This window comes from Sneathiella glossodoripedis JCM 23214, assembly GCF_000616095.1.
Classification (GTDB): domain Bacteria; phylum Pseudomonadota; class Alphaproteobacteria; order Sneathiellales; family Sneathiellaceae; genus Sneathiella; species Sneathiella glossodoripedis.
Map to the genome: position 1 here is coordinate 244064 of NZ_BAMS01000001.1, position 21261 is coordinate 265324.

At 46.6% G+C, this 21261-nt stretch carries 18 protein-coding genes and 3 pseudogenes; 11 read left to right on the forward strand and 10 right to left on the reverse strand.

The features are described from left to right. The first annotated feature begins 129 nt into the window (after window positions 1-129). From JCM23214_RS01190 to fumC, 8 genes are all read left to right on the forward strand, one after another. Window positions 130-633 carry a YHS domain-containing (seleno)protein gene (locus JCM23214_RS01190; protein WP_025897089.1) on the forward strand — a complete coding sequence of 168 codons (504 nt, stop codon included), beginning with the start codon at window positions 130-132 and terminating at the stop codon, window positions 631-633. 78 nt (window positions 634-711) lie between these two features. Further along, window positions 712-1008 (forward strand): BufA1 family periplasmic bufferin-type metallophore, encoded by a 297-nt coding sequence (locus JCM23214_RS01195; RefSeq protein WP_025897090.1) that lies wholly within the window; start codon window positions 712-714, stop codon window positions 1006-1008. A gap of 2 nt (window positions 1009-1010) precedes the next feature. Then, a complete protein-coding gene (gene bufB, locus JCM23214_RS01200) occupies window positions 1011-1901 on the forward strand; it encodes an MNIO family bufferin maturase (RefSeq protein WP_199899191.1) in 891 nt (296 codons plus the stop codon). Beyond that, window positions 1901-2641, forward strand: coding sequence for an HvfC/BufC family peptide modification chaperone (locus tag JCM23214_RS18490; protein ID WP_025897092.1), 741 nt, complete (start codon window positions 1901-1903; stop codon window positions 2639-2641). The genes bufB and JCM23214_RS18490 overlap by 1 nt, the downstream gene beginning before the upstream one ends. Continuing rightward, on the forward strand, window positions 2638-3120 hold the full coding sequence (locus tag JCM23214_RS01210; RefSeq protein WP_025897093.1) for a DoxX family protein: 483 nt from the start codon (window positions 2638-2640) through the stop codon (window positions 3118-3120). The genes JCM23214_RS18490 and JCM23214_RS01210 overlap by 4 nt, the downstream gene beginning before the upstream one ends. Window positions 3121-3250: 130 nt before the next feature. Further along, window positions 3251-3700 (forward strand): cache domain-containing protein, encoded by a 450-nt coding sequence (locus tag JCM23214_RS01215; protein WP_025897095.1) that lies wholly within the window; start codon window positions 3251-3253, stop codon window positions 3698-3700. 217 nt (window positions 3701-3917) lie between these two features. Beyond that, entirely contained in the window at window positions 3918-4319 is a 402-nt protein-coding gene (locus JCM23214_RS01220) for a DCC1-like thiol-disulfide oxidoreductase family protein (RefSeq protein WP_025897096.1), read from the forward strand. 130 nt (window positions 4320-4449) lie between these two features. Continuing rightward, window positions 4450-5847, forward strand: a complete 1398-nt coding sequence (fumC, locus tag JCM23214_RS01225; protein ID WP_025897097.1) for a class II fumarate hydratase — start codon at window positions 4450-4452, stop codon at window positions 5845-5847. A gap of 22 nt (window positions 5848-5869) precedes the next feature. Here the strand turns inward: fumC and JCM23214_RS23645 are convergent. The 5 genes and pseudogenes from JCM23214_RS23645 to JCM23214_RS01250 all read right to left on the reverse strand — a co-directional run bounded on the left by JCM23214_RS23645 (window position 5870) and on the right by JCM23214_RS01250 (window position 13271). Continuing rightward, window positions 5870-8319, reverse strand: a pseudogene (locus tag JCM23214_RS23645) (GcvT family protein). A gap of 11 nt (window positions 8320-8330) precedes the next feature. Beyond that, on the reverse strand, window positions 8331-9206 hold the full coding sequence (locus tag JCM23214_RS01235) for a choline/ethanolamine kinase family protein (RefSeq protein ID WP_199899194.1): 876 nt from the start codon (window positions 9204-9206) through the stop codon (window positions 8331-8333). A 9-nt stretch (window positions 9207-9215) separates the two neighbouring features. Beyond that, complete coding sequence (locus tag JCM23214_RS01240; RefSeq protein WP_025897099.1) at window positions 9216-11237, reverse strand: ABC transporter permease; 2022 nt, start codon at window positions 11235-11237, stop codon at window positions 9216-9218. Next, the gene (locus JCM23214_RS01245) at window positions 11234-12262 is read right to left on the reverse strand and encodes a quaternary amine ABC transporter ATP-binding protein (RefSeq protein WP_025897100.1); all 1029 of its coding nucleotides are present in this window, start codon (window positions 12260-12262) and stop codon (window positions 11234-11236) included. Before JCM23214_RS01245 ends, JCM23214_RS01240 begins: the two co-directional genes overlap by 4 nt. Before the next feature lie 64 nt (window positions 12263-12326). Next, window positions 12327-13271 (reverse strand): ABC transporter substrate-binding protein, encoded by a 945-nt coding sequence (locus JCM23214_RS01250; RefSeq protein ID WP_025897101.1) that lies wholly within the window; start codon window positions 13269-13271, stop codon window positions 12327-12329. Window positions 13272-13462: 191 nt separating this feature from the next. On the opposite strand from JCM23214_RS01250, the gene JCM23214_RS01255 reads away from it, so the two are divergent. Further along, window positions 13463-14260 (forward strand): DeoR/GlpR family DNA-binding transcription regulator, encoded by a 798-nt coding sequence (locus JCM23214_RS01255; protein ID WP_199899195.1) that lies wholly within the window; start codon window positions 13463-13465, stop codon window positions 14258-14260. Window positions 14261-14374: 114 nt separating this feature from the next. On the opposite strand, the gene JCM23214_RS01260 is transcribed toward JCM23214_RS01255, so the two are convergent. The 5 genes and pseudogenes from JCM23214_RS01260 to JCM23214_RS23650 all read right to left on the reverse strand — a co-directional run bounded on the left by JCM23214_RS01260 (window position 14375) and on the right by JCM23214_RS23650 (window position 19858). Then, window positions 14375-15391: an ABC transporter ATP-binding protein gene (locus tag JCM23214_RS01260; RefSeq protein ID WP_025897104.1), complete on the reverse strand. Its 1017-nt coding sequence runs from the start codon at window positions 15389-15391 to the stop codon at window positions 14375-14377. Next, a complete protein-coding gene (locus tag JCM23214_RS01265) occupies window positions 15388-16365 on the reverse strand; it encodes an ABC transporter ATP-binding protein (RefSeq protein WP_025897106.1) in 978 nt (325 codons plus the stop codon). Before JCM23214_RS01265 ends, JCM23214_RS01260 begins: the two co-directional genes overlap by 4 nt. After that, a pseudogene (locus JCM23214_RS18500) lies at window positions 16362-17241 on the reverse strand (ABC transporter permease). Before JCM23214_RS18500 ends, JCM23214_RS01265 begins: the two are co-directional and overlap by 4 nt. Further along, entirely contained in the window at window positions 17241-18212 is a 972-nt protein-coding gene (locus JCM23214_RS01275; protein WP_025897107.1) for an ABC transporter permease, read from the reverse strand. The pseudogene JCM23214_RS18500 and the gene JCM23214_RS01275 overlap by 1 nt, the downstream one beginning before the upstream one ends. A gap of 57 nt (window positions 18213-18269) precedes the next feature. Then, a pseudogene (locus JCM23214_RS23650) lies at window positions 18270-19858 on the reverse strand (ABC transporter substrate-binding protein). Window positions 19859-20060: 202 nt separating this feature from the next. Here JCM23214_RS23650 and JCM23214_RS01285 point away from each other — a divergent pair. Continuing rightward, window positions 20061-20549 carry a MarR family winged helix-turn-helix transcriptional regulator gene (locus JCM23214_RS01285; protein WP_199899198.1) on the forward strand — a complete coding sequence of 163 codons (489 nt, stop codon included), beginning with the start codon at window positions 20061-20063 and terminating at the stop codon, window positions 20547-20549. Between the two features lie 9 nt (window positions 20550-20558). Beyond that, window positions 20559-21200, forward strand: a complete 642-nt coding sequence (locus JCM23214_RS18510) for a creatininase family protein (RefSeq protein ID WP_199899199.1) — start codon at window positions 20559-20561, stop codon at window positions 21198-21200. Window positions 21201-21261 lie beyond the last annotated feature (61 nt).

Genomic DNA, 21261 nt, shown 5'->3' on the forward strand with positions numbered 1-21261 from the left:
AATTATAGAAAAATAAAATTTAGATTTAAAATTATCCAATTTTCTTATTTTTAACATTGACCGATCGGTAAACCATTCCTATCTAAGGTTTACTGATCTGTTAATATTGTCAAAATTGGAGATTTTAAGATGAAGAAACTGACCAGACGTTCCGCACTTACCGCTATTGGACTTACCTTGGCCGCAGTAACTGTAACTCTTGCAACACCCAGTTATGCTGTAGTTGAAACAGCCACATCCGCTGTAAATACCGACGAACAGTTTCTTGCTCTGCAAGGCTATGACCCTGTCGCATATTTCAAATCCGGCGCCCCACAAAAAGGAAAGAAAAAATATGCTGTTCACCACACTGGGGGCATCTACTATTTCGCAACCGCAGATAATTTGAAAACCTTTGTTTCTGACCCGGAACGGTTTCTGCCTCAATATGGTGGATTTTGCGCCATGGGAATGGCACTTGGCAAAAAACTCGATGGCGATCCAAATGTCTGGAAAATTGTGGATGGAAAACTCTATCTCAATGTGAACAAAGACGTCTCTGTCGCATGGCAACGGAATATAGAAGCTAACATCGAGACGGCCGATGATAACTGGCCTGAGCTCAAAAACCGGACGCCAGCTTCACTAAACTAGTCTTGCTCTTGATCACCGCGGGTTCGACTTTCAGACGACCGCACAAAATCAAACTTATTGCTTAGAAAGGAGATCATTATGTCGATCAAGAAGACGGTTTATCTATCTGCAGCACTCGCCACTGTTGCAGCTGGTATAGTTACTACAGACTCCGCATCAGCCAGAACCCCAAAAGAGAAATGCTTCGGTATATCCCTTGCTGGTTACAACGACTGTGCCGCGGGTCCCGGAACATCCTGCGCGGGCAGTTCAAAGAAAGATTATCAAGGAAACGCATGGAAGCTGGTACCCAAAGGGACCTGCGTAACCATTGAATCCCCATCCTCGCCCACCGGCTACGGCCAACTCAAGGAATTTCAGGAAGTGAGGAAATAGCTATGTGCGGCAGACCTTTGCAATTGGGCACAATGACGTCCGCCAGAACGGTCCAATCAAGTCTGCCTCATGGTATCGGGGTGGGTTTGAAGCGTGAGTATCTTGCGGAGCTTCACTCCCACCCCGATCAAATCAGTTTTTTGGAAATACACGCGGAAAACTTCATGGAAAGTGGACCACAGCTCGAAATGCTCAAGGAAATATCAAAGGTTTGGCCCATTTCAGTGCATGGTGTCGCCCTCTCTCTTGGCGGCAATGATCCCCTTAATTCTGATCATCTTAACAAACTAAAATATCTACTTGATTCCATACATGCCGCCAGTTTTTCCGAGCATATCGCCTGGTCAAACCATGACGGCATTTACTTCAATGATCTGCTACCAATCCCGTACAATGACTGCAGCTTACATAATCTGGCGAACCGCATTGATCAGGTTCAGCAGTTTTTAGGCAGAAGTATCCTGATCGAGAACCCGGCAAGCTATATTCGGTTTCGATCAGATACTCGATATGAAGCGGATTTTATTGCTGAACTGGTTAATCTAACATCCTGCGGCCTGCTTCTTGACGTAAATAATCTCTATGTGTCCGCCAAAAACCATGGCTGGAATACAAACGAATGGCTGTCTCAAATCCCCTGCAATGCTATAGGAGAAATTCACTTAGCTGGTCATGAAATGGCCAAGGATAATAATGGTTATTCCTATCTTCTGGACACACATGGAGTAGAAGTCACCAGAGATGTCTGGTTGTTATATTGTGATCTCCTCCTGAAAACCGGCCCTTGCCCCACTTTGATCGAGCGCGACAACAACATCCCGCCACTCGATACGGTTTTGAAAGAAGTCACCTTTGCTCAGATACTATTAGATGCAGCGAAGGATATTTCCTGATGTCAGACACTTTTGCCAGAGCTTTGCTAAACCCAAATGCATCAGCACCAGAAGACGTTCTTGATGCCGGTGGGCGCTTTGAAACATATAGAAGCAATTATTTTTCGCGGTTAATTATCGTGCTTAATGAGCAATTCCCTGTAACCGCCCGGTTGGTTGGGTCAGAGTTTTTTGAGGCAACGGTGCAAGAATACGCACTCAGCTCGCCTCCAACCTCCCCTTTTCTCGCGCAATACGGGGAAAAATTTCCAGAGTTTCTTAAAAATTTTGAACCCGCTAACAAATTACCCTACCTGCCCGATACGGCTCGGTTGGAATGGCTGCGGGTAACTGCTTTAGGTAAATCTACTCACTTGGTCTTTCGGATATCCACGGAAAGGGACTTAAAAAAAGCCATCCTTTTTCCCATTAAACTGGCTCCCGGAGCTTCAGTTTTAAAATCAGAATATCCAGTGGGATCCATCTGGAAGCACCATCAGTTGAAATCACCGAAACCCATCAGCTCATGGCACAACGAAACAGTTCTAATCTGGCGAATGAATGACAGAGTCCATCAAATGATAATTTCCGGTGAAGAAGAGGTGCTTGTGTCCACTGAAAATGGCGAGCCTTTCATCAATCATTTGCAAACCATTCAAGACGAAAACCAGATCACCGCGTTAATCGAAACTTTCGTCAAATTTATCAACCTAGGAATACTCGCGCCCTGTGTCCCAGAAAACGGAGAAATCAAGCCATGAGAAACACAACTTTTATTTACACAGCCACTGCTTTTTTCATCTCTTTAATGTCCAGAATTCCTGATAACTTCGTCAAAATTTCACTGCGCCTCGGTCTGGCGGGTATATTCTGGGTATCCGCACGCACAAAAGTCACCGACCTGCTTACTGTGAGTGACAATACGTATTTCCTATTTGAAGAAGAGTATAATCTCCCATTTATTTCAGCCGAGATACTGGCACCAATCGCAACCTATGCAGAACACATCTTGCCGTTGATGCTAGCGATCGGGTTCGCTACCCGTTTTGCAGCAGCCGGACTATTTGTCATCACACTCGTCATACAGATTTTTGTCTATCCCGACGCGTTTCTCTCAACTCACCTTGGCTGGATGGCGATGTCTTTTTCAATCATGCGGTACGGCCCCGGTCACTGGTCACTGGATCACTTGATTGCGTCACGCACTCAGACACCGGTTCGTGCCAAAGTCATTTATTAGACAATCTACAAATCATGTAGCCTGAGATTTGTATCCTCATACCAGTTTGCTCTTATATTTTTGTTAATCACTATTACAGTATCCTATGCGCAGGAGACAATAATAGCGAATTGAAGCATAGGAGTATAAAGTGTTTAAAAAGCTATCTGTAATTCTTGCGTTTGGAGCTTTTCTATTTTCGGGCGTTGCGCATGCCAATGAAAAAGAAGTTGTTACGCAAATGATGAACGAAGCAATCGCTCACTACAATGAAGTGGGCCAAGAGCAAGCATTCAAAGATTTTGCGGTAAAAGGTGGAAAATTCAACAAAGGTGAGTACTATATTTTCGTAACAGAAATGCAAAACTTCAACCTGATTTTTCATGGTGCAAACGAAAAACTGGTTGGTAAAAACCTTGGCGGACTGAAAGACACTGACGGAAAATTGTTTGTGATGGAAATGCGGGAAATCGCAAGCGGCCCTGGTGAAGGATGGGTCAGCTACAAATGGCCAAACCCAGAAACTAAAAAAATCGCTCAAAAGCACACCTTGGTTAAACGTATTGGTGATGTATACTTCGCCATCGGTTACTCAGAATAAAAATCCAAAATTGCACGCTTTAGATTTTTCATAAAGCGTGCAAAACCATCCCCCCCAATAACAATCCACGCTCATTCAATGCTTGGCCTTATTTGCTTACCGGGCAATTTTGCCTCACATTTAACATCACCAAACATTTCATTGTGTTTTAGGCTGTATGAAAAAGTTCATTGCTCTTTAATCGGAATGGTAATTTCTATTGAATGAACAACCCAGCATGAACAATTCAAATGACGTATGGTTCGTATATGATGGCGCCTGTCCTATTTGCAGCTTAGCCGCCAATAGATTTGCAATTGTTCAAACCGTCGGCGATTTAAAAATTCTGGATGCCAGAACCAACGAAAACCACCCTGTCCTTCAAGAAATCAAAGCAAAACAGTTGGACCTTGATACCAGCATGGTAATTAAAATGGGTCAAAAATTCTATCAGGGCCCAGAAGCACTGCATTTGATGGCAATGCTTGGAACAAACAGAAGATGGTTTAACAGGCTGACCTATTTGTTATTCAGGCACCGAACCTTATCCAAATTTTCATATCCAATATTACGGCTCCTGCGCAATATATTGATCCGATTAAGGAGACAGGGGAAAATACGAAACCTCGAAATTGATTAGGCGAGCATGACCAAATAGATATACGGCAAATTATTAAGGGAATCCCGCTGAACTTACCCTATATCCTATTGCGGATGCGGGTCAAAAAAAGCCAGCTATTAGGCGGTAAAAATTTACACAGAGGAATACTATGTCGCGATCAGTTCGAATTGAATCAGATTCTTTTGGTGAACTTGAAGTCCCTGACGATAAATATTACGGAGCGCAAACCGCACGCTCGCTGATGAACTTCCCTATTGGTGAAGAAACCATGCCTCGTCCCCTCATCCATGCCCTCGGTATTGTCAAACAGGCTGCTGCTCGCGTTAACAGGACGCAAGGCAGATTGGATAGAAAGATCGCAGAAGCGATTGAAAAAGCAGCGGGCGAAGTCATCTCAGGCAAACTGGATCATCACTTCCCGCTTTCACTCTGGCAAACGGGTTCAGGCACCCAATCCAACATGAATGTAAACGAAGTGATAGCTAATCGCGCAATAGAAATTCTGGGCGGGAAGATAGGGTCAAAAGATCCGATCCACCCAAATGATCATTGCAACATGGGGCAGTCTTCCAATGATACTTTTCCAACAGCCATGCATATTTGTGCAGCCCGCGAAATCAAACATTCTCTGTTGCCTGCGCTAGCACATTTAAAAAAAGCACTCGATAGCAAGGCTGAAGATTGGGCCGACCTCATTAAAATTGGCCGGACACATACACAGGATGCAACTCCACTAACACTCGGACAGGAATTTAGTGGATATGCCGCCCAAATCGGCTCAGGTATTCGCCGTGTCGAAGAGTCACTCACGGGTCTATATGAACTTGCACAAGGTGGGACAGCTGTTGGCACCGGAATGAATACTAAAATTGGTTTTGATCAACTATTTGCATCGGAAGTATCGCATATCACGGGGCTACCTTTCAAAACAGCGCCAAACAAATTTGAAGCACTAGCAGCGAACGACGCATATGTCCACGCGCATGGCGCGCTTAATACAGTTGCAGTATCACTCTTTAAAATCGCCAACGACATTCGCTTTTTAGGGTCCGGGCCCCGCTCGGGCCTTGGTGAACTTTCCTTGCCAGAAAATGAGCCCGGTTCTTCCATTATGCCCGGCAAAGTAAACCCCACCCAATGTGAAGCCTTAACAATGGTCTGCGCTCAGGTTCATGGCAACCAAGCAACACTATCTTTTGCCGGTAGTCAGGGGCATTTTGAATTGAATGTCTACAAGCCGGTGATGGCACATGCGATGCTGCAATCCATTAGGCTTTTGTCTGACGCCGCGATAAGTTTTGCCGATCGCTGCATTGTGGGAATTACGGCGAACGAAGATAACATCAAGAAACTGATGGAACGCTCCTTAATGCTTGTCACCGCACTTGCACCGGCGATTGGCTACGACCGGGCTACTGAAATTGCAAAACTGGCGCACAAGAACGGAACAACCCTGCGCGAGGAAGCCTTAAATCTCGGATACATCAGCGCAGAAGAATTCGACACACTTGTGCGTCCGGAACTCATGATTGGTCCAAATGAATAAATCCACCCGAACTATTCGGTTGCTAACACTTCACTTTTAGCATTTTCGGATCGTATAATGGTTGCATATGAATATTGGCGGGTACACGCTGTGTGGCAACCTCCAGCTCATATTCACCTTGCAAAACAAATGAGCGATCAATTGTTTCAGAATGGCGAACATATCCATAGCCAATGGATTTGCCAATGGTATACCCATAGCCACCACTAGAGAGCCAGCCCACTCTTTCTCCATCTCGATAAATCGTTTCTCTTCCCAGCAGGATGATTTCAGGATCATCAACTGTAAAACAGGCCATCATCTTTTTTACACCACCTGCTTTTTGCGCCAACATGGCTTCCCTACCTAAGAAATCCACATTTTTTGCAAGCTTTACAGCCCAGCCAAGGCCGGCTTCAAACGGTGTGTGGTCAGGACCGATATCGCTACCCCAAGCCCGATACCCTTTTTCAAGACGCAAGCTTTCTATCGCTCGATACCCTGCCAGCCGCATATCAAACTCCTCACCCGCTCTTCGCAGCAAGGAATACACCGTTGTTGCATACTCAACCGGCAAATGCAGTTCCCAACCCAACTCACCGACATAAGTCACCCGCAAAGCGTAGACTGGGCACCCTCCGATGCCGATTGTTTTGATCTTTCCAAACCCAATGGCTTCATTCGACACGTCGTCACGCGTGACTTTCTGTAATATCTTACGCGCATTTGGTCCCATCAGGGACAGTACGGCATTACTGGACGTGATATCAAAAAGCTGTGCGTTGCAGTCTGCGGGGATATTTCGCTCAATCCAATTAAAATCATGTGTCGCAAAGCCTGTTCCGGTGACTATGTAGTATTCATCTTCCGCCACCCTTGCGACAGTCAAATCGCATTCAATTCCGCCATGAGCATTTAACATCTGGGTATAAATCAATGAACCAACAGGTTTAGCACGTCGTTAGCCGCAATCCAGCTAAGTGCAGCTTCGGCATCTGGTCCTTTCATGGAAAACTTCGCGAAAGAAGTCTGATCAAAAAGCGCTGCTGTCTCTCTGGTAGCGCGATGCTCACGTCCAACAGCATCAAACCAGTTTTGTCGCCCAAAGCTGTATTCGTCTCTTGCCGCTTCACCAGAGTTCAAATCAGCAAACCAGTTGGGACGCTCCCAACCCAGTTTTTCTCCAAAACAAGCCCCTTCTGCTTTTAATTGCTCATAGAGCGGCGATTTACGGCAGGGACGCCCGCTGGAATGTTCCTCATGTGGCCAGGCCATCGTGTAATGTTTGCCATACGCTTCAAGCGTTCGGGTTCTTACCCAATCCGTATCGAAATGAGGTCGTCCAAATCGGCGTATATCTACAGGCCAGAGGTCCATGTGAGGCTCACCCCGATGAACCCACTCGGCAAGCGCCATGCCAGCACCTCCGCCGGCAGCAATTCCGAATGCATTAAAGCCTGCACCAACAAAAAAATTCTTGAGCTCGGGTGCCTCACCAAGAATAAAATTGCCATCAGGAGTAAAGCTTTCTGGCCCGTTGATCAATTCCTTAATCCCGGCGGTTTCAAGCGCAGGCACCCGGCCGAGCACCAACTCCATCAATTGCTCAAAATGATCAAATTTGGAGTCGAGCAATGTATAGTGAAATCCCTTTGGTATGCCATCTATTGCCCAAGGGATTGGATTGGGTTCATACCCACCAACAACCAATCCTCCGACCTCTTCCTTATAATAGGTCAGTCGATCCGGATCTCTTAATGTAGGAAGGTTTGCAGTTACTCCATCGATTTGTTCCGTGACCATATACTGATGCTCAACAGATACTAACGGTACATTGACACCAACAGTGGCTGCCAGATCACGTGTCCACTGACCAGCGCAACAAATCACGACTTCACATTCTATTCGCCCCTGTTCTGTTTCGACCGCCTTGACTTTGCCGTTCTCTGTTTCAATAGAGATTACTTTGGTGTCTTCTAAAATACGCGCACCAGCCATCCGCGCGCCCTTCGCGAGGGCTTGCGTTATATCAGATGGGTTCGCTTGACCATCCGTTGGCAGAAATGCGGCACCAACCACATCTCCGATATCCATCAATGGCCACAGGTCCTGAGCTTCCTTTGGTGTCAATAATTGCATATCAAGTCCAAAGGAATGGGCAGTTGTTGCCTGCCTTTTGACTTCAGTCCATCGCTCATCATTACATGCCAGACGCAAGCCGCCATTCATTTTCCATCCGGTCGACAAACCCGTTTCTGCCTCTAACATGTTGTATAAATCGACTGAGTATCCCAAAAGCTGAGTAATATTGGCGTTTGAGCGAAGCTGACCTACAAGCCCTGCAGCGTGAAAAGTTGTGCCTGACGTCAGTTTCTTTCGCTCAAGTAGGACTGTGTCACTCCAACCGAGTTTAGCAAGATGATATGCGGTGGAGCATCCAATGATACCACCCCCGATAATGACAGCTTTGGCAGTTTTGGGGAAATCAGACATTAATAGAATCCTCAGGACTGGAGAAACAGGTCATATGCCCGCCTAAATGCAGCGAGGTTTTCCTGCGTATAAGCGGCATAATCAAAATCGATTTCAGAGTGAATTTCCGACACCATACTCCACATCGTTTCACGCAGAAGCGATGCGCATTTCATAGCTTGATATTGATGGAGTAGATGAGAAGTACATTTTTGCTCGAAATACGTCTCCAGCATCCAAACCTCTTGGGAATGCTGGAGGCCGTTATTAGAAGCAAAGCCTCCCAAATCAAATAGCGGGGAATTGAATCCTGCATAATCCCAGTCAATTAACCACAATTGCTCACCATCATCCAAAAAATTAGACGGAAGCAAGTCATTGTGACCATATACGATATAACCGGGTTGGGCGGCCGTTTCGAGACTGCGCGCTGCGCTGAGTAGATCATCCAAAAGCGGGATATGTTTGCTATTACCCGCCTTTAAGTTAGCCGCGTAGTCACGAATTACATGGAACACCCAGAAAATGAGTGACGGACCTTTCAGATATCTGGGTATATCCTGATGACAGGACTTGATGAGTGGCAGAACCCGCTCCAGCATCTGCTGCTCTTGAATATCCTCAGCCGTTAAAGTACGCCCTTCGATATATTGCAATACAAGTATGCCCGGCTCGGAATAAATAACCCGAGGAGACAAACCAGCTTCAAAAGCTGCTTCGCTGGCGGAAAGCTCATTAAAGCGCATGACATGATGGACTAGAATATCCTCACCGACACGAATGACAAACTTCCCAGCCTCACCCTTGGCAAGGTAGTTCATATTTGTAATCCCGCCTTCCAACGCGGAAATTGAAACGGATCCTGTCCATATCGGCAAAGCATGTAATTTGTCTATTAATTCTGACATATTCACTCCCTAACTTTCGTAGCCGTATCTCTGCTTTGCCCTGTTTGCTCCCGCAGCTACAAAACGATCGGCAAGTATCGCAATGAACGCGATTGCGAGCCCTGCGACCAACCCTCTTCCAGTATCCGCTTTGGTAAGAGCGATATATACCTCCTGACCCAAATCCCTTGTCCCAACCAACGCTGTAATAACCAGCATTGACAGAGCAAGCATGATCGTCTGGTTCAGTCCCAACAGTATTTCCGGCAAGGCCAACGGAACGCGGATACGCCTGAGCAATTGAAACGGCGTACAACCGGACACAATTCCGGCTTCAATCAACTGAGGATTAATTGACCTTACGCCTTGTGCGGCATATCGAACAGCTGGTGCAATCGCATAAAGGACAACCGCGATCATCGCGGAGAAATCCCCAACCCTGAACAACATCACAACGGGAATAAGGTAGACAAAGCTTGGGAGCGTCTGAAGCGTATCAATAATACCACTGACAATACGGTCCACTCGAGAATTAAGAGCAGAAAGAATTCCGACAGGGATGCCAATAACGCAGGCGATTAAGACCGAAATTCCGCACAGATAAACCGTGGTCATTGCCTTTGCCCAAAGACCGTTCACAATAATAAAAGCAGTAAGCAGGAATGCCAGAAGACAAACCTTCCAACCACCGACTCGCCAGCCAATCAGAGAAACTGCAAGCAAACCCCATATCCAGGGAATACCACCCAAAAATCGCTTAACAGGTACAAGAAAAACAGAAAGCAACGTTGTCTTAATCGCTTCTAACTGGTCAAAAAAGTTCACATTGATTGTTCGAATGACATCTTCCCAAATGGCACCTGTCGTCAGTTCATACGCCTCCGGGAAAGTCTGCATTTGCGGAACGAAAGATCCAATGGCAAAAATCGCCCCTCCTGAGAGAAGAACAATTAAAGTTCTTGGATAATTCATAATCCGGAGAGTGGTAGAATTCCCAGCATACAGCGGCCTGTCCGGAGATCTTTGCAGAGCAAATGCCTGACTCACACGATCCAGTGCAATGGCCAAGACGACAATGGCAACGCCCGCTTCCAATCCGCCGCCGATATCAAGTCTGCGCAATGATGCCAGCACGTCATAACCCAGCCCCCCTGCCCCAATCATTGAAGCGATTATAACCATATTTAGCGACAGCATTATTACTTGATTGACACCTACCATTAGTGTTGGTTTTGCGCTCGGTATAAGTACCTTCCAAAGCGTCTGCCGGGGTGTACAGCCGGCCATAAGACTGAATTCCTTCAATTCAGTGGGGACAGATTTGAGTGCTAGAGTGGTGATGCGGACCATAGGTGGCATCGCATATATGATCGTTGCAACCAATGCTGAAACTGGGCCGAACCCAAAAAGAAAAAGGATGGGAACCAAATAGGCAAATACGGGAATGGTCTGCATCAGGTCCAGCAGCGGCCTTAAAGCCAGCTCGACAATCCACCATTTATAGGCCGCTATTCCAAGTAATATACCGCCCCAAACACCAATAGGAACTGCAATAGCGATGGAGGCTAATGTCACCATTGAACTGTCCCATTGCCCAAACACGGCAAGATATAAAAATGCGATGCCAACCAGACTGGACAACCACCAATCCTTCGCATAATGACCAATTGCCATTACGAGTATAATCACAAACACCCAGCTTAGAGCTGGAAACACCAGAACAGCATCCTGACCAACACCTTGATAAAATCCGCTCGCGAATAACGACAGAACAAGCTGATAGGGTTGCTCCAGAAGCCAGGTGATACTTCTTGTTGCTTCCGTAACCGTAAACAAACCGAAATGGGCGTCCTCGACCAACCATGACATGGCGGCCGAAATTTCACCTTTCATCGGAATCCGCCAGGCTGCAGGAAATTTTATGAGCCATTTGGCGTCAACAGCTTTTGCCAGATCCCGGCCGTAAGTGGACAGCACCCAACTGACTAGCAGCAACGTAGTCCAGAACCAGAAATTTCGGCTTTGAGCAAGCTGTTGGGCGAGCTTTGTCATTGATCATCACTCCGACCGACCAAGACATTGATAACTTGTTGTGGAGTGATGGAGCCAACCACATTTCCTTCGCTTGAAAGAACAGAGAACGTCTCATTCGTCGTTACAACTTTTTCCGCGATTTTTTCAATACGTTCATCTGCAAAAACCTGATGTGAAGATCCGATTTTCTGCTCTGACATTACGGCACCGGCGCTAAGCACTTTCGAGCGGGGAATATGTTTTGTGAACTCTTTGACATAGTCATTTTCAGGATTGAGAACCAATTGCTCGGGCGTAGCTACCTGAATGACCTGACCATCTTTCATAATAGCAATTCTGTCTGCGAGCCTAACCGCCTCCTCAAAATCATGAGTGATAAAAACGATTGTCTTGTGCAGCAGGCTTTGTAACCTCAAGAATTCATCCTGCATTTCACGCCTGATCAACGGGTCCAATGCGGAAAATGGCTCGTCCAAAAACCAAAGTTCCGGCTCCACCGCTAACGAACGCGCTATACCAACTCGTTGCTGCTGCCCCCCGGAAAGCTCTCTTGGAAAATTATCCTCGCGACCTTTCAAGCCGACAAGTTCTATAACTTCACGTGCTATCTGCTCTCTTTGTGAACGTGACTTACCCTGAACTTCCAGAGGGAAAGCAACATTTTCAAGGACTGTCAGGTGCGGCAGTAACGCAAAGTGCTGAAATACCATTCCCATCTTATGTCGCCTGATTTCAATCATTTCCTTGGCGGAAGCCTTGAGAAGGTCAATGCCTTCAAAAATCAACTCCCCCGCTGTCGGCTCAATCAAGCGCGACAGGCAACGCACAAGCGTGGACTTGCCGGACCCCGACAATCCCATTATGACAAAGATCTCACCCTCTAGAATTTCAAGATTTGCATCTCGCACTGCACCAACAAGACCTGCGTCCTGTATCATCTCAAGTGTAGGTGCTTGTTCCGTGGCACCAGCCAGAAAATCCGGGCCCACCGCGCCAAATAATTTCCATACGTGACGGCAGGCCAGCTTTACAGGCTTGTCCATTGCAAACTCCAAACTTACGGGCATATTTTGCAGGCAGTAATACTACCTGCAACGTCCAATCAACTTACTGAGAAATCCAGTTTTTCCATCTGTCTTCGTTTTGAGACATCCAGCGTGAGACAACATCTTCTATTTTTTGATTTTCAAGGTCTACAGCGGTCACCATAGCTCCCATCTCTTCATTATTGATGTTGAAAGCCTTTATGATTTTATACGCACCTGGCCACTTATCTTTCAGACCTGCCCAGGAAACTTTCCAAATTGGCCCTCTTGGTTTTCCACAGTCATACGCCATATCCGGATTAATACCCTTGGACGGGTCCGTGTAGCACTCAGAAGAGTATTTCGGAAACTCTACCCATTCTCCTTCAAATTTGGCGGGCGCCCAGTGAGGAGCATAGACCCACAGCAAGATTGGAGCTTTTCGCTGATAGGCGGATTCCAGCTCAGCAAACAAAGCAGCATCTGTACCCGCGTGAACGACCTCGTAATCAAGCTCCAAGGCTTCAACCCGCTCGTCATCGAAACCACCCCAGGTTACTGGAGCTCCCAGATATCGGCCTTTTGGAGCCGTCTCGGCTGTGGAGAAAGCTTCAGCGCAATCATTTAGTGCCTTCCAATCAGGTAAGCCGGGACATTTTTCTTTCATATATGCAGGGTACCACCACTCCTCGATGGCCTGCATTCCCGTCTCTCCCAGATTTTCGACCTTGCCGGTTGCCGTGGCTTCATCCATGGCTTCACGACCAGTGGTTTCCCAGATTTCCATTGCAACGTGCAAATCTCCGGTTTTCAGGCCTGCAAATTGGGCGATATAATCAGCCTGAACATAATCAACGTTATATCCTGCTTTTTTAAGTACCTCGCCCATCAGGTTTGTGGTCAATAACTGGCCCGTCCAGTCATGCAAAGTTAATTTGATCGGATCTTTTGATTCAACATCCGCCCGAACAGTAGTGGAAGCTAACAGTGCAAGCCCTACCAGTCCTGCCATAAAAATTCTCTTCATCGGCTCTCTCCCAGTTATCCACCCCGACAAAATTTTTTATATTTTATTTACCTACTTTCAACTAAAAACAACATTTGTCAACATTGAATAGCAATTTTATGTTAATTTATGAGTGAATTTGTTGGTTATTGTTGTTTTACATCTAAACACTGATACAATATATGAACAGACGTGAAAATTACGGAGTTTACATGAACTCAGCTACCCAAATGGCTCAACCCATCCAGCCCGGCAATCATCGGGAAAAAGAAATCCTTGAACAACTAAGGCTGGAAGGTGGGAGCTGCCGTATTCAAGTACTCGCGGAAAGGCTAGGTGTTTCTGAAGAAACCATCAGGCGTAATGTAAAAGCACTCGCGGCAGTTGGGGCGGTACGCAAGGTTCATGGTGGCGTTTATCTGAGCGAAAGTCACATTGAACAGCCCTTTAACACCCGAATGGTAGAAAACGCGAAAGCAAAACAAAAAATTGCGCGAAAAATGGCTGAAATAATCAAGTCCGGCGACACTCTGTTTCTGGATGTCGGCTCCACCACCGCCTATATCGCAAATCATTTGCAAAATCATACAGATCTATTCGTCGTGACAAACTCCATCTCCGTTGCTCACGCACTGGCAGCGCGGAACAACAATCGCGTCTTCATGGCTGGAGGAGAATTACGTGGGCATGACGCAGGCGCATTCGGCCCTGAAGCATTTGAATTCATTCGCCAGTTTAAAGTGCAATACGCGATTTTATCCGTTGCCGCCATCAATGCGACAGATGGCTTTATGGTACACGATATTCATGAAGCTACATTTTCTAGAGAAATCAGCAAACGCTCCCGAATACGTATCGTTGCCGCCGATAGCGCCAAATTTAACGGAAACGCGCCTGTAATTCTAAACGATTTCACCAGCTTCGATATGCTGGTGACTGAAAAATCACCCGAGCACGAACTGAAACAGGCGCTCAAGAATAATGACGTAGAACTTGTCCTTAGTGACTGAACACCGGTGATCAACTTAGCGGCAAAATCCAGTTAACGTTCCCGTTAAGGGTGGCAAATTAAGCCTACCCTTAACTCGTTCATGAACGCTCTTAATAAGAATTTAGCTCTGAATTTATGCCTGTTTATTCGCTTTTTCAAAATCTGCCGGAATATAAAAACACGCAGCCTTTCGCTCGAAACCCACGGTTTCAAGAGGTGGATTAGTCTGATTGCATTTCTCACCCACATAAGGGCAACGAGGCGCAAAATAACACCCCGGAGGCGGAGAAAGAGGTGAAGGGATTTCGCCTTCAATTGCTTCAAATTGCACCAGCTCATCCTTATCAAGAACAAGCTTGGGCACAGAAGCTAGAAGCGCCTTGGTATACGGATGCGCCGGGTTTTCAAAAACTGCAGATGTCTCACCTTCTTCTACAATTTTTCCAAGATACATTACCGCGACCCTGTCACTTACATGGCGCACTACAGATAGGTCATGACTGATAAAAAGGCAGGTCAAATTTAAATCTTTGCGGAGCTGCAAAAACAGGTTGATGATCTGAGCCTGAATAGAAACATCAAGGGAGGCTACGGGCTCATCACAAATCAATAAATCCGGCTGCATAGCCAAAGCACGCGCGATCGCAATTCTTTGCCGCTGTCCACCTGAAAACTGATGGGGATAGCGATCCGTAAAATCAGGATCAAGACCAACCCTGGCAAACCAGTCCTTAACATATGCAATAGCATCAGCTTTCGAGACAAGATTATTGGCGATAGGTCCCTCAGCAACAGCCTCACCGACTTTCATCCGCGGATCGAGTGAGGCAAAAGGGTCCTGAAATACTGTTTGAATCCGGGTAGTCGTCTTTTTCCCATCCTTCATAACCGGCTTCTGATCCAGCAACACGGTTCCTTCGCTGGTTTCAAGAATACCAGCTGCCAATTTGCCAAGAGTTGATTTTCCGCAACCTGACTCACCAACAAGGCCAAGCGTTTGCCCCTCTTCCAGTTGAAAAGAAACGTTATTTACTGCTTTGACTGACCTAGTTTCTACACGCGCCCCCAGTTTGGAAGCAATCTTATCCCCTAAACTGATTTTAGGATGAAATTCCCGAGTTACCTGATCAACCTGAAAAAACAAACTCATCGAACGGCCTCTTCTTCCTGCATTGGATGATGGCAGCGCCACATTCTGTCAGCATTCGTCTCTGGTGTCGGATCCTGCACACAGACTTCCGAAGCTCGATCACATCTCGGTGCAAACGGGCAGCCGGGTGGGAGTGATAACAGTGACGGAGTTGTGCCAGAAATCTGAGTGAGCGGCTCCCCCGGTTTTGCCATTGCGGGCAAAGAGTCAATCAACCCTCTGGTATAAGGATGGCGCGGGTTTTTCAGAACCTGTGCAGTTGGACCTTCCTCAACGACCTTACCTGCATACATCACCAACAAACGCGTCGCCAAACTGGAAACGGTTGCCAAATCATGGCTGATCCAGATCATCGCTGTACCAGTCTCTCGCGCAAGTGAACGCATTTCGGAAAGTATCTGCGCTTGAATGGACACATCCAGTGCAGTTGTCGGTTCATCCGCCACAATAACACCGGGCGAATGAAGCAGCGTTATCGCGATCGCAACCCGCTGACGCATCCCGCCAGAGAACTCATGCGGATAACTATCCAGACGAGCTGCGGGATCAGGAATTCCCACCTTGGTCAACACATCAATACAACGAGATTCTATTTCCCTTTTGTTCATTCTGGCGTGCGCTTCCAGCGCCAGTGACATTTGCGTTCGGATCGTCAACAAAGGGTTCAACGTCGCAATCGGATCCTGAAAGATCATGGCGATGTTTTTGCCCCTTTTTGCGCGTAATTTCTTCTCTGGCAACCCCACCAGATTTTCACCATTTAACTGGATAGTACCACCGACAATCTGACCCGGTGCATCAACTAACCCCAGCAGCGAAAAGCCTGTAACGGTTTTACCTGAGCCTGATTCCCCTACAAGCCCGAGAATTTCACCTTTTTCCAGTGAAAAACTCACTCCGTCAACCGCCTTAACAACACCATCGCGCGTGAAAAAATGGGTTTTCAGTTCATTAACTTCGAGAACTTTGGTCATTTACGGAGCCTCGGATTAAACTGGTCTCTGATTTGATCTCCAACAATGTTGATCGCCACGATCAAAATAATAAGAGCAACGCCCGGATAAACCGAAATCCAATAACGACCGCTCATCATGTAGGGAAATCCGTTTGAAATGAGCATGCCAAGCTGGTTCAGTCACTGGCAACCCCAAGCCCAGAAAGCTCAACGTCGCCTCAAGTGATATTGCACTGGCTATTTGCACGGTGGCAACAACGATAAGAGGCGGCATACAGTTAGGTAATAAATGCTTAAAGGCCACTTGAAATCCGGATAGTGGCGTAGCGAGAGCCGCTTCTACATAATCTTTTTTTCGCTCACCTTTGGCGGCACCATATGCAGTCCGCGCAAAGTAGGCATATTGTGCGGCAACCAATGCGGCAATCAATTGAAACTTACCTTGGCCCAACAACGCAACCAATACCAAGGCCAGCAGGATGGCCGGGAACGAAAGTTGCAAATCGACAATTCTCATCAGAAAATTTTCGATCTTTCCGCCAACATATGCAGCGAATATGCCAACACTGGTTCCCAACACCAGCGCGATACAACCGGCAGCAATTCCGATCATAATGGATATCCGAAGACCATAAAAAATTGCGGATAGCAAATCCCTGCCCTGCGGATCTGTTCCCAGAAAGTGAACATAACCTCCGGATCCGATAAACCCTGGCGCCCTACGAGCATCCATCAAAGACAAGGTTTCAAGATCATATGGATTTTGAGGGACTATATATGGCGCAAATAAAGCCAGCACCATCAGTGCCAAGACAATCAACAGAGCAACGACAGCGAGCCTGTTTTCGCTAAACTCACGCCAAAAACGAAATAGAGGAGAGTGGGTGTTGGCCATTATTGTGCTCCCGCCCGAATACGTGGGTCAATCATTGCGAATACGAGATCCACAGTTAGGTTGATGAGAACAAACAACAGTGCGGTCAGGATCAGATAGGCAACCATCACAGGTCGATCCAACACGGTAATGCTGTCAATAATCAGTTTTCCAATTCCAGGCCACGAGAAAATTGTTTCCGTAACAACTGCAAATGCCAACGTGGAGCCAAGTTCCAAGCCAAACACAGTGATAATCGGAACTGAAATGAGTTTCATGAGATGACGACGTAATATTCGACCTTCTGAAATACCAGCGGCGCGCGCAAACTTTATTGTGTCAGTTAGCATGATTTCTCTAGTACCGGCTCTTGCCAGCCTGATCATCATTGCCAGTTTGAAGAAAGCCAGATTAAGTGCTGGAAGTAAGATGTGCGACAGCCCATCCAATGTCAGGAAACTCCAGTCCATCCCAAGAACAGTGACAACTTCACCGCGGCCACCTGCGGGCAACACTCCCAAATTCACAGCAAAAGTGAGAATAAGAATTAAGCCAACCCAGAAACTGGGCACGGAAAACCCTAACACCGAAAGCGCCATTATGGCTTTAGAGATAATACTGTTTGGGCGGTAACCCGCGTACACACCAAGTGTTACGCCAATAACTGTGGCTGATATTATCGAGATTAGAACCAGTTCCAGCGTAGCAGGTAACCTACCCGCAATTAATTCCAGAACGGGAAGATTGTAAATATATGAACGACCGAAATCACCCTGAATAAGGTTCGTTACAAATATGAAATACTGCTTCCATAGCGGTAAATCCAACCCCAGCTTCCGAATAACAGCCTGTCGAATTTCTTCTGTTGCTTCAGGTGGAATAATAATTTCAATCGGGTTCCCGATTGCATACACACCTACAAAAACAATTACTGACATGGCTACCATCACAAGAAAAGCCTGCAGTAATCGCTGGATCACAAAACCTAACATTCACAATACCTAGCTCAGGAATTCCAGGTGCCGACATCTGCCGGCACCCGTCATGTCTTAATTTTTTGGTTTAATGAAGAACGCCAGCGTGTCTTCATCAAAACGTGGCTGGAAGCTCAGCTTGCCAGCTTTTGCTGCCCAAACTGTCTGCAACTGTACCACAGGAATATATACACGGTCCTGCATGGTCAGAACCATCGCCTGCTCATACAAAGCTCGCCTTGCATCTGCATCCAGGGTTTTCGCTCCTTTTTGCAGTAACTCGTCAACTTTATCGTTTTTGTAAGCGACACGGTTGAACGCACCCAGTTTAACTTCCGGGTTTTTCGAATGAGCCAGCGAACCAAGTGTATAGGAAGCCTCACCAGTCAAAGTACCCCAACCGTTCATGAATACTGAATATTCCAGTCGTGATTGCGCAGGGAAATAAACCGTTTTTGAAATCGCATTGACGTTGGTCTTAATTCCAACCTGACTGAACATCTGTCCAAGACCCTGACAGATTGCGCCATCACCTGGCAGACGATCAGAAGTACAATAAAGGTCAATCTCAAAACCATCGGGATACCCAGCTTTCGCCAACAATTCTTTAGCCTTTGCAGCGTCATGCGCACGAGCAGGGATTTCATCGCTTGAGCCAAAGAACCCTGGAGGCATCATTTGATTGGCCGGCTTACCTAACCCTTCGAGTACAATTTCCACCATCGTTTCACGGTCAATGGCCAAATCAATGGCTTCACGAACCAACGGATCCTGAAGAGGGTTTTTCGCAAGCTTGGAGCCATCTTTTGCTCTTACGCGAGGAGTATCATCACGCTGATCAAGCTGCAGGTTCATGATATAGACACTGTCACCCGCAATTGCATCAACACTGCTGTCTCGTTGCAACGCCAGATAATCGACAGATGACACATAGTTAATGACGTCCACCTGTCCGGCCTTAAGTGCCGCTAAACGAGAGCTGTCATTTGGAATTTCTTTGCGAATAACTTTTTCCCAAGCGCCTTTGCCGCGCCAGTAATCGTCGAAACGCTCCAGAACAAGGTCGCCTTTAGGCTCCCAACTGACAAGTTTATAGGTCCTGTTCCTACAGCTGCAGGGCCACCATTAAAGCCTTTTGCTGCTGTTTCAGGGGTTGAATAATCCTTGGCAGCATCTGCACTTACGATAAACAAGCGCACAAAATCATATGGCAGTGTCGCTGCTGGACCATTCGTTTTGATATGAACAGTGTAGGGGTCGATGATTTCAACATCAGCAACACGACGAACATAAATTGTCGTTGTTGTCGGACCGCTTACAGCGGGAATACGCTCAATTGAGAATTTCACATCTTCCGCATCAAAATCTGATCCGTCATGAAACTTAACTCCTTCGCGGAGCTTAAATTCCCAAGTCACATCATCAATTGGCTTCCACGAAGTCGCAAGACCGGGTTCAATCTGCAGGTCATCGCCAGACCAAACCAGTGTATCAAAGATATGTTTTGCTGCTTCAGCATGACTTCCCAAAGCAGAATAATGAGGATCCAGAGATTCTGGTCCTCCCCGAACACCCATGGTAAGTGTCTGGGCGGCAACTACGCCAGTGCTCAGTGTTACACCAACGGCTACAGCCATTGATGCAATTAGTTTTTTTAACTTCATCGTTACCCCCTGTCGGAGTTAAGAAATGATTTTTAATTAATTCCAAATGGAACTTGTGCTCTTTACGATGTTATGAAATATATGATATGTCAAGTTCTATATGGAACTAATTGAGTTATTGAACGAGGAACAAAACTCAATGCCTGCTAAACAAAATTATATATCCCCGCGTCATTCCGGCGGTGTGTCGGGGATGAATCAAATGACCGAAGCGAAGTTGTGGCGTAACCCCTGCCCCTTTTCCTTTCGCATGAACTATCTGGCGATGCGTTACAACACGCCCTGCTACGATTGGGTTCAAAAAACCGAAGGCCTTAGCCGCATTGAGTATGTGGTTATATACTCACTGGCCTTGTGTGAAGGGGGCCAGGCCAAAGACATTGCTATTTCCTCTGGTTTTCCAAAAAACAGCCTTTCCCGCGCTATGACAAAGCTGGAAAAAGCTGGCTTGATTACACGTAGAACAGACAGCCAGGACAAGCGAAACCAGCCTCTGTACCTCACAGAAGAAGGCTGGGCACTCTTTAATCGTACCCTACCTGTATTTGAACGCCGCGAACAAGAATTGCTGAACGGGTTAAATGAAGAAGAAGTAAAGACGCTGTCTAATCTGATGGCAAAAGTCGTTCTCAATTCTGTCAACTTATCAGATGACATATCTGCAGAAATTAACCCGTCTAACACGGAGTAAAAAACTACCATGATGATTTCCGAAATGAACTGGATGGACGTGGAACAATACGTCACCAAAGATAAACGTTGCATTTTACCAATTGGATCGACAGAGCAACATGCTCAGCTCTCTCTTTGTGTGGATGTGATCCTTGCAGAACGTGTTTCCAAAGAAGCCGCTGAACCTCTTGGTGTTCCTGTTTTTCCCGTTATTCCATACGGGCTGACACCATACTTTTCTGCCTATCCAGGTACGGTTTCGCTCCGCGTCGAAACATTAATGGCCTTAATGAGAGACGTCATCGGGTCACTTCGCAGATCAGGCTTTCAAAACATTCTTCTGGTCAATGGCCATGGAGGCAATAACCCGATCGGCGCATTGGGTCAGGAATTAATGGCTGAATACGGAGATATCTCTGTTAGGCTCCATAACTGGTGGGCAGCACCAAAAACAATGGCCGCAGTTAAAGAAGTTCATCCAATTGGAAGTCATGCAAACTGGATGGAAAATTTCCCTTGGACGCGGCTTGCGCATGCACCAGCACCAAAAGGGGAAAAGCCCGCACCAGACATGGAAAAAATTAAAGCGTCGACCCCCGCTGAAGCTAAAGACCTGTTAGGTGACGGAAACTTTGGAGGCCCCTGCAAATGCCGGATGAAGATATCATGAAAGTATGGAATGCAGGGGTTCAGGAAACTAGAGAAGCGCTTGAAGGCCCCTGGCCTGATTG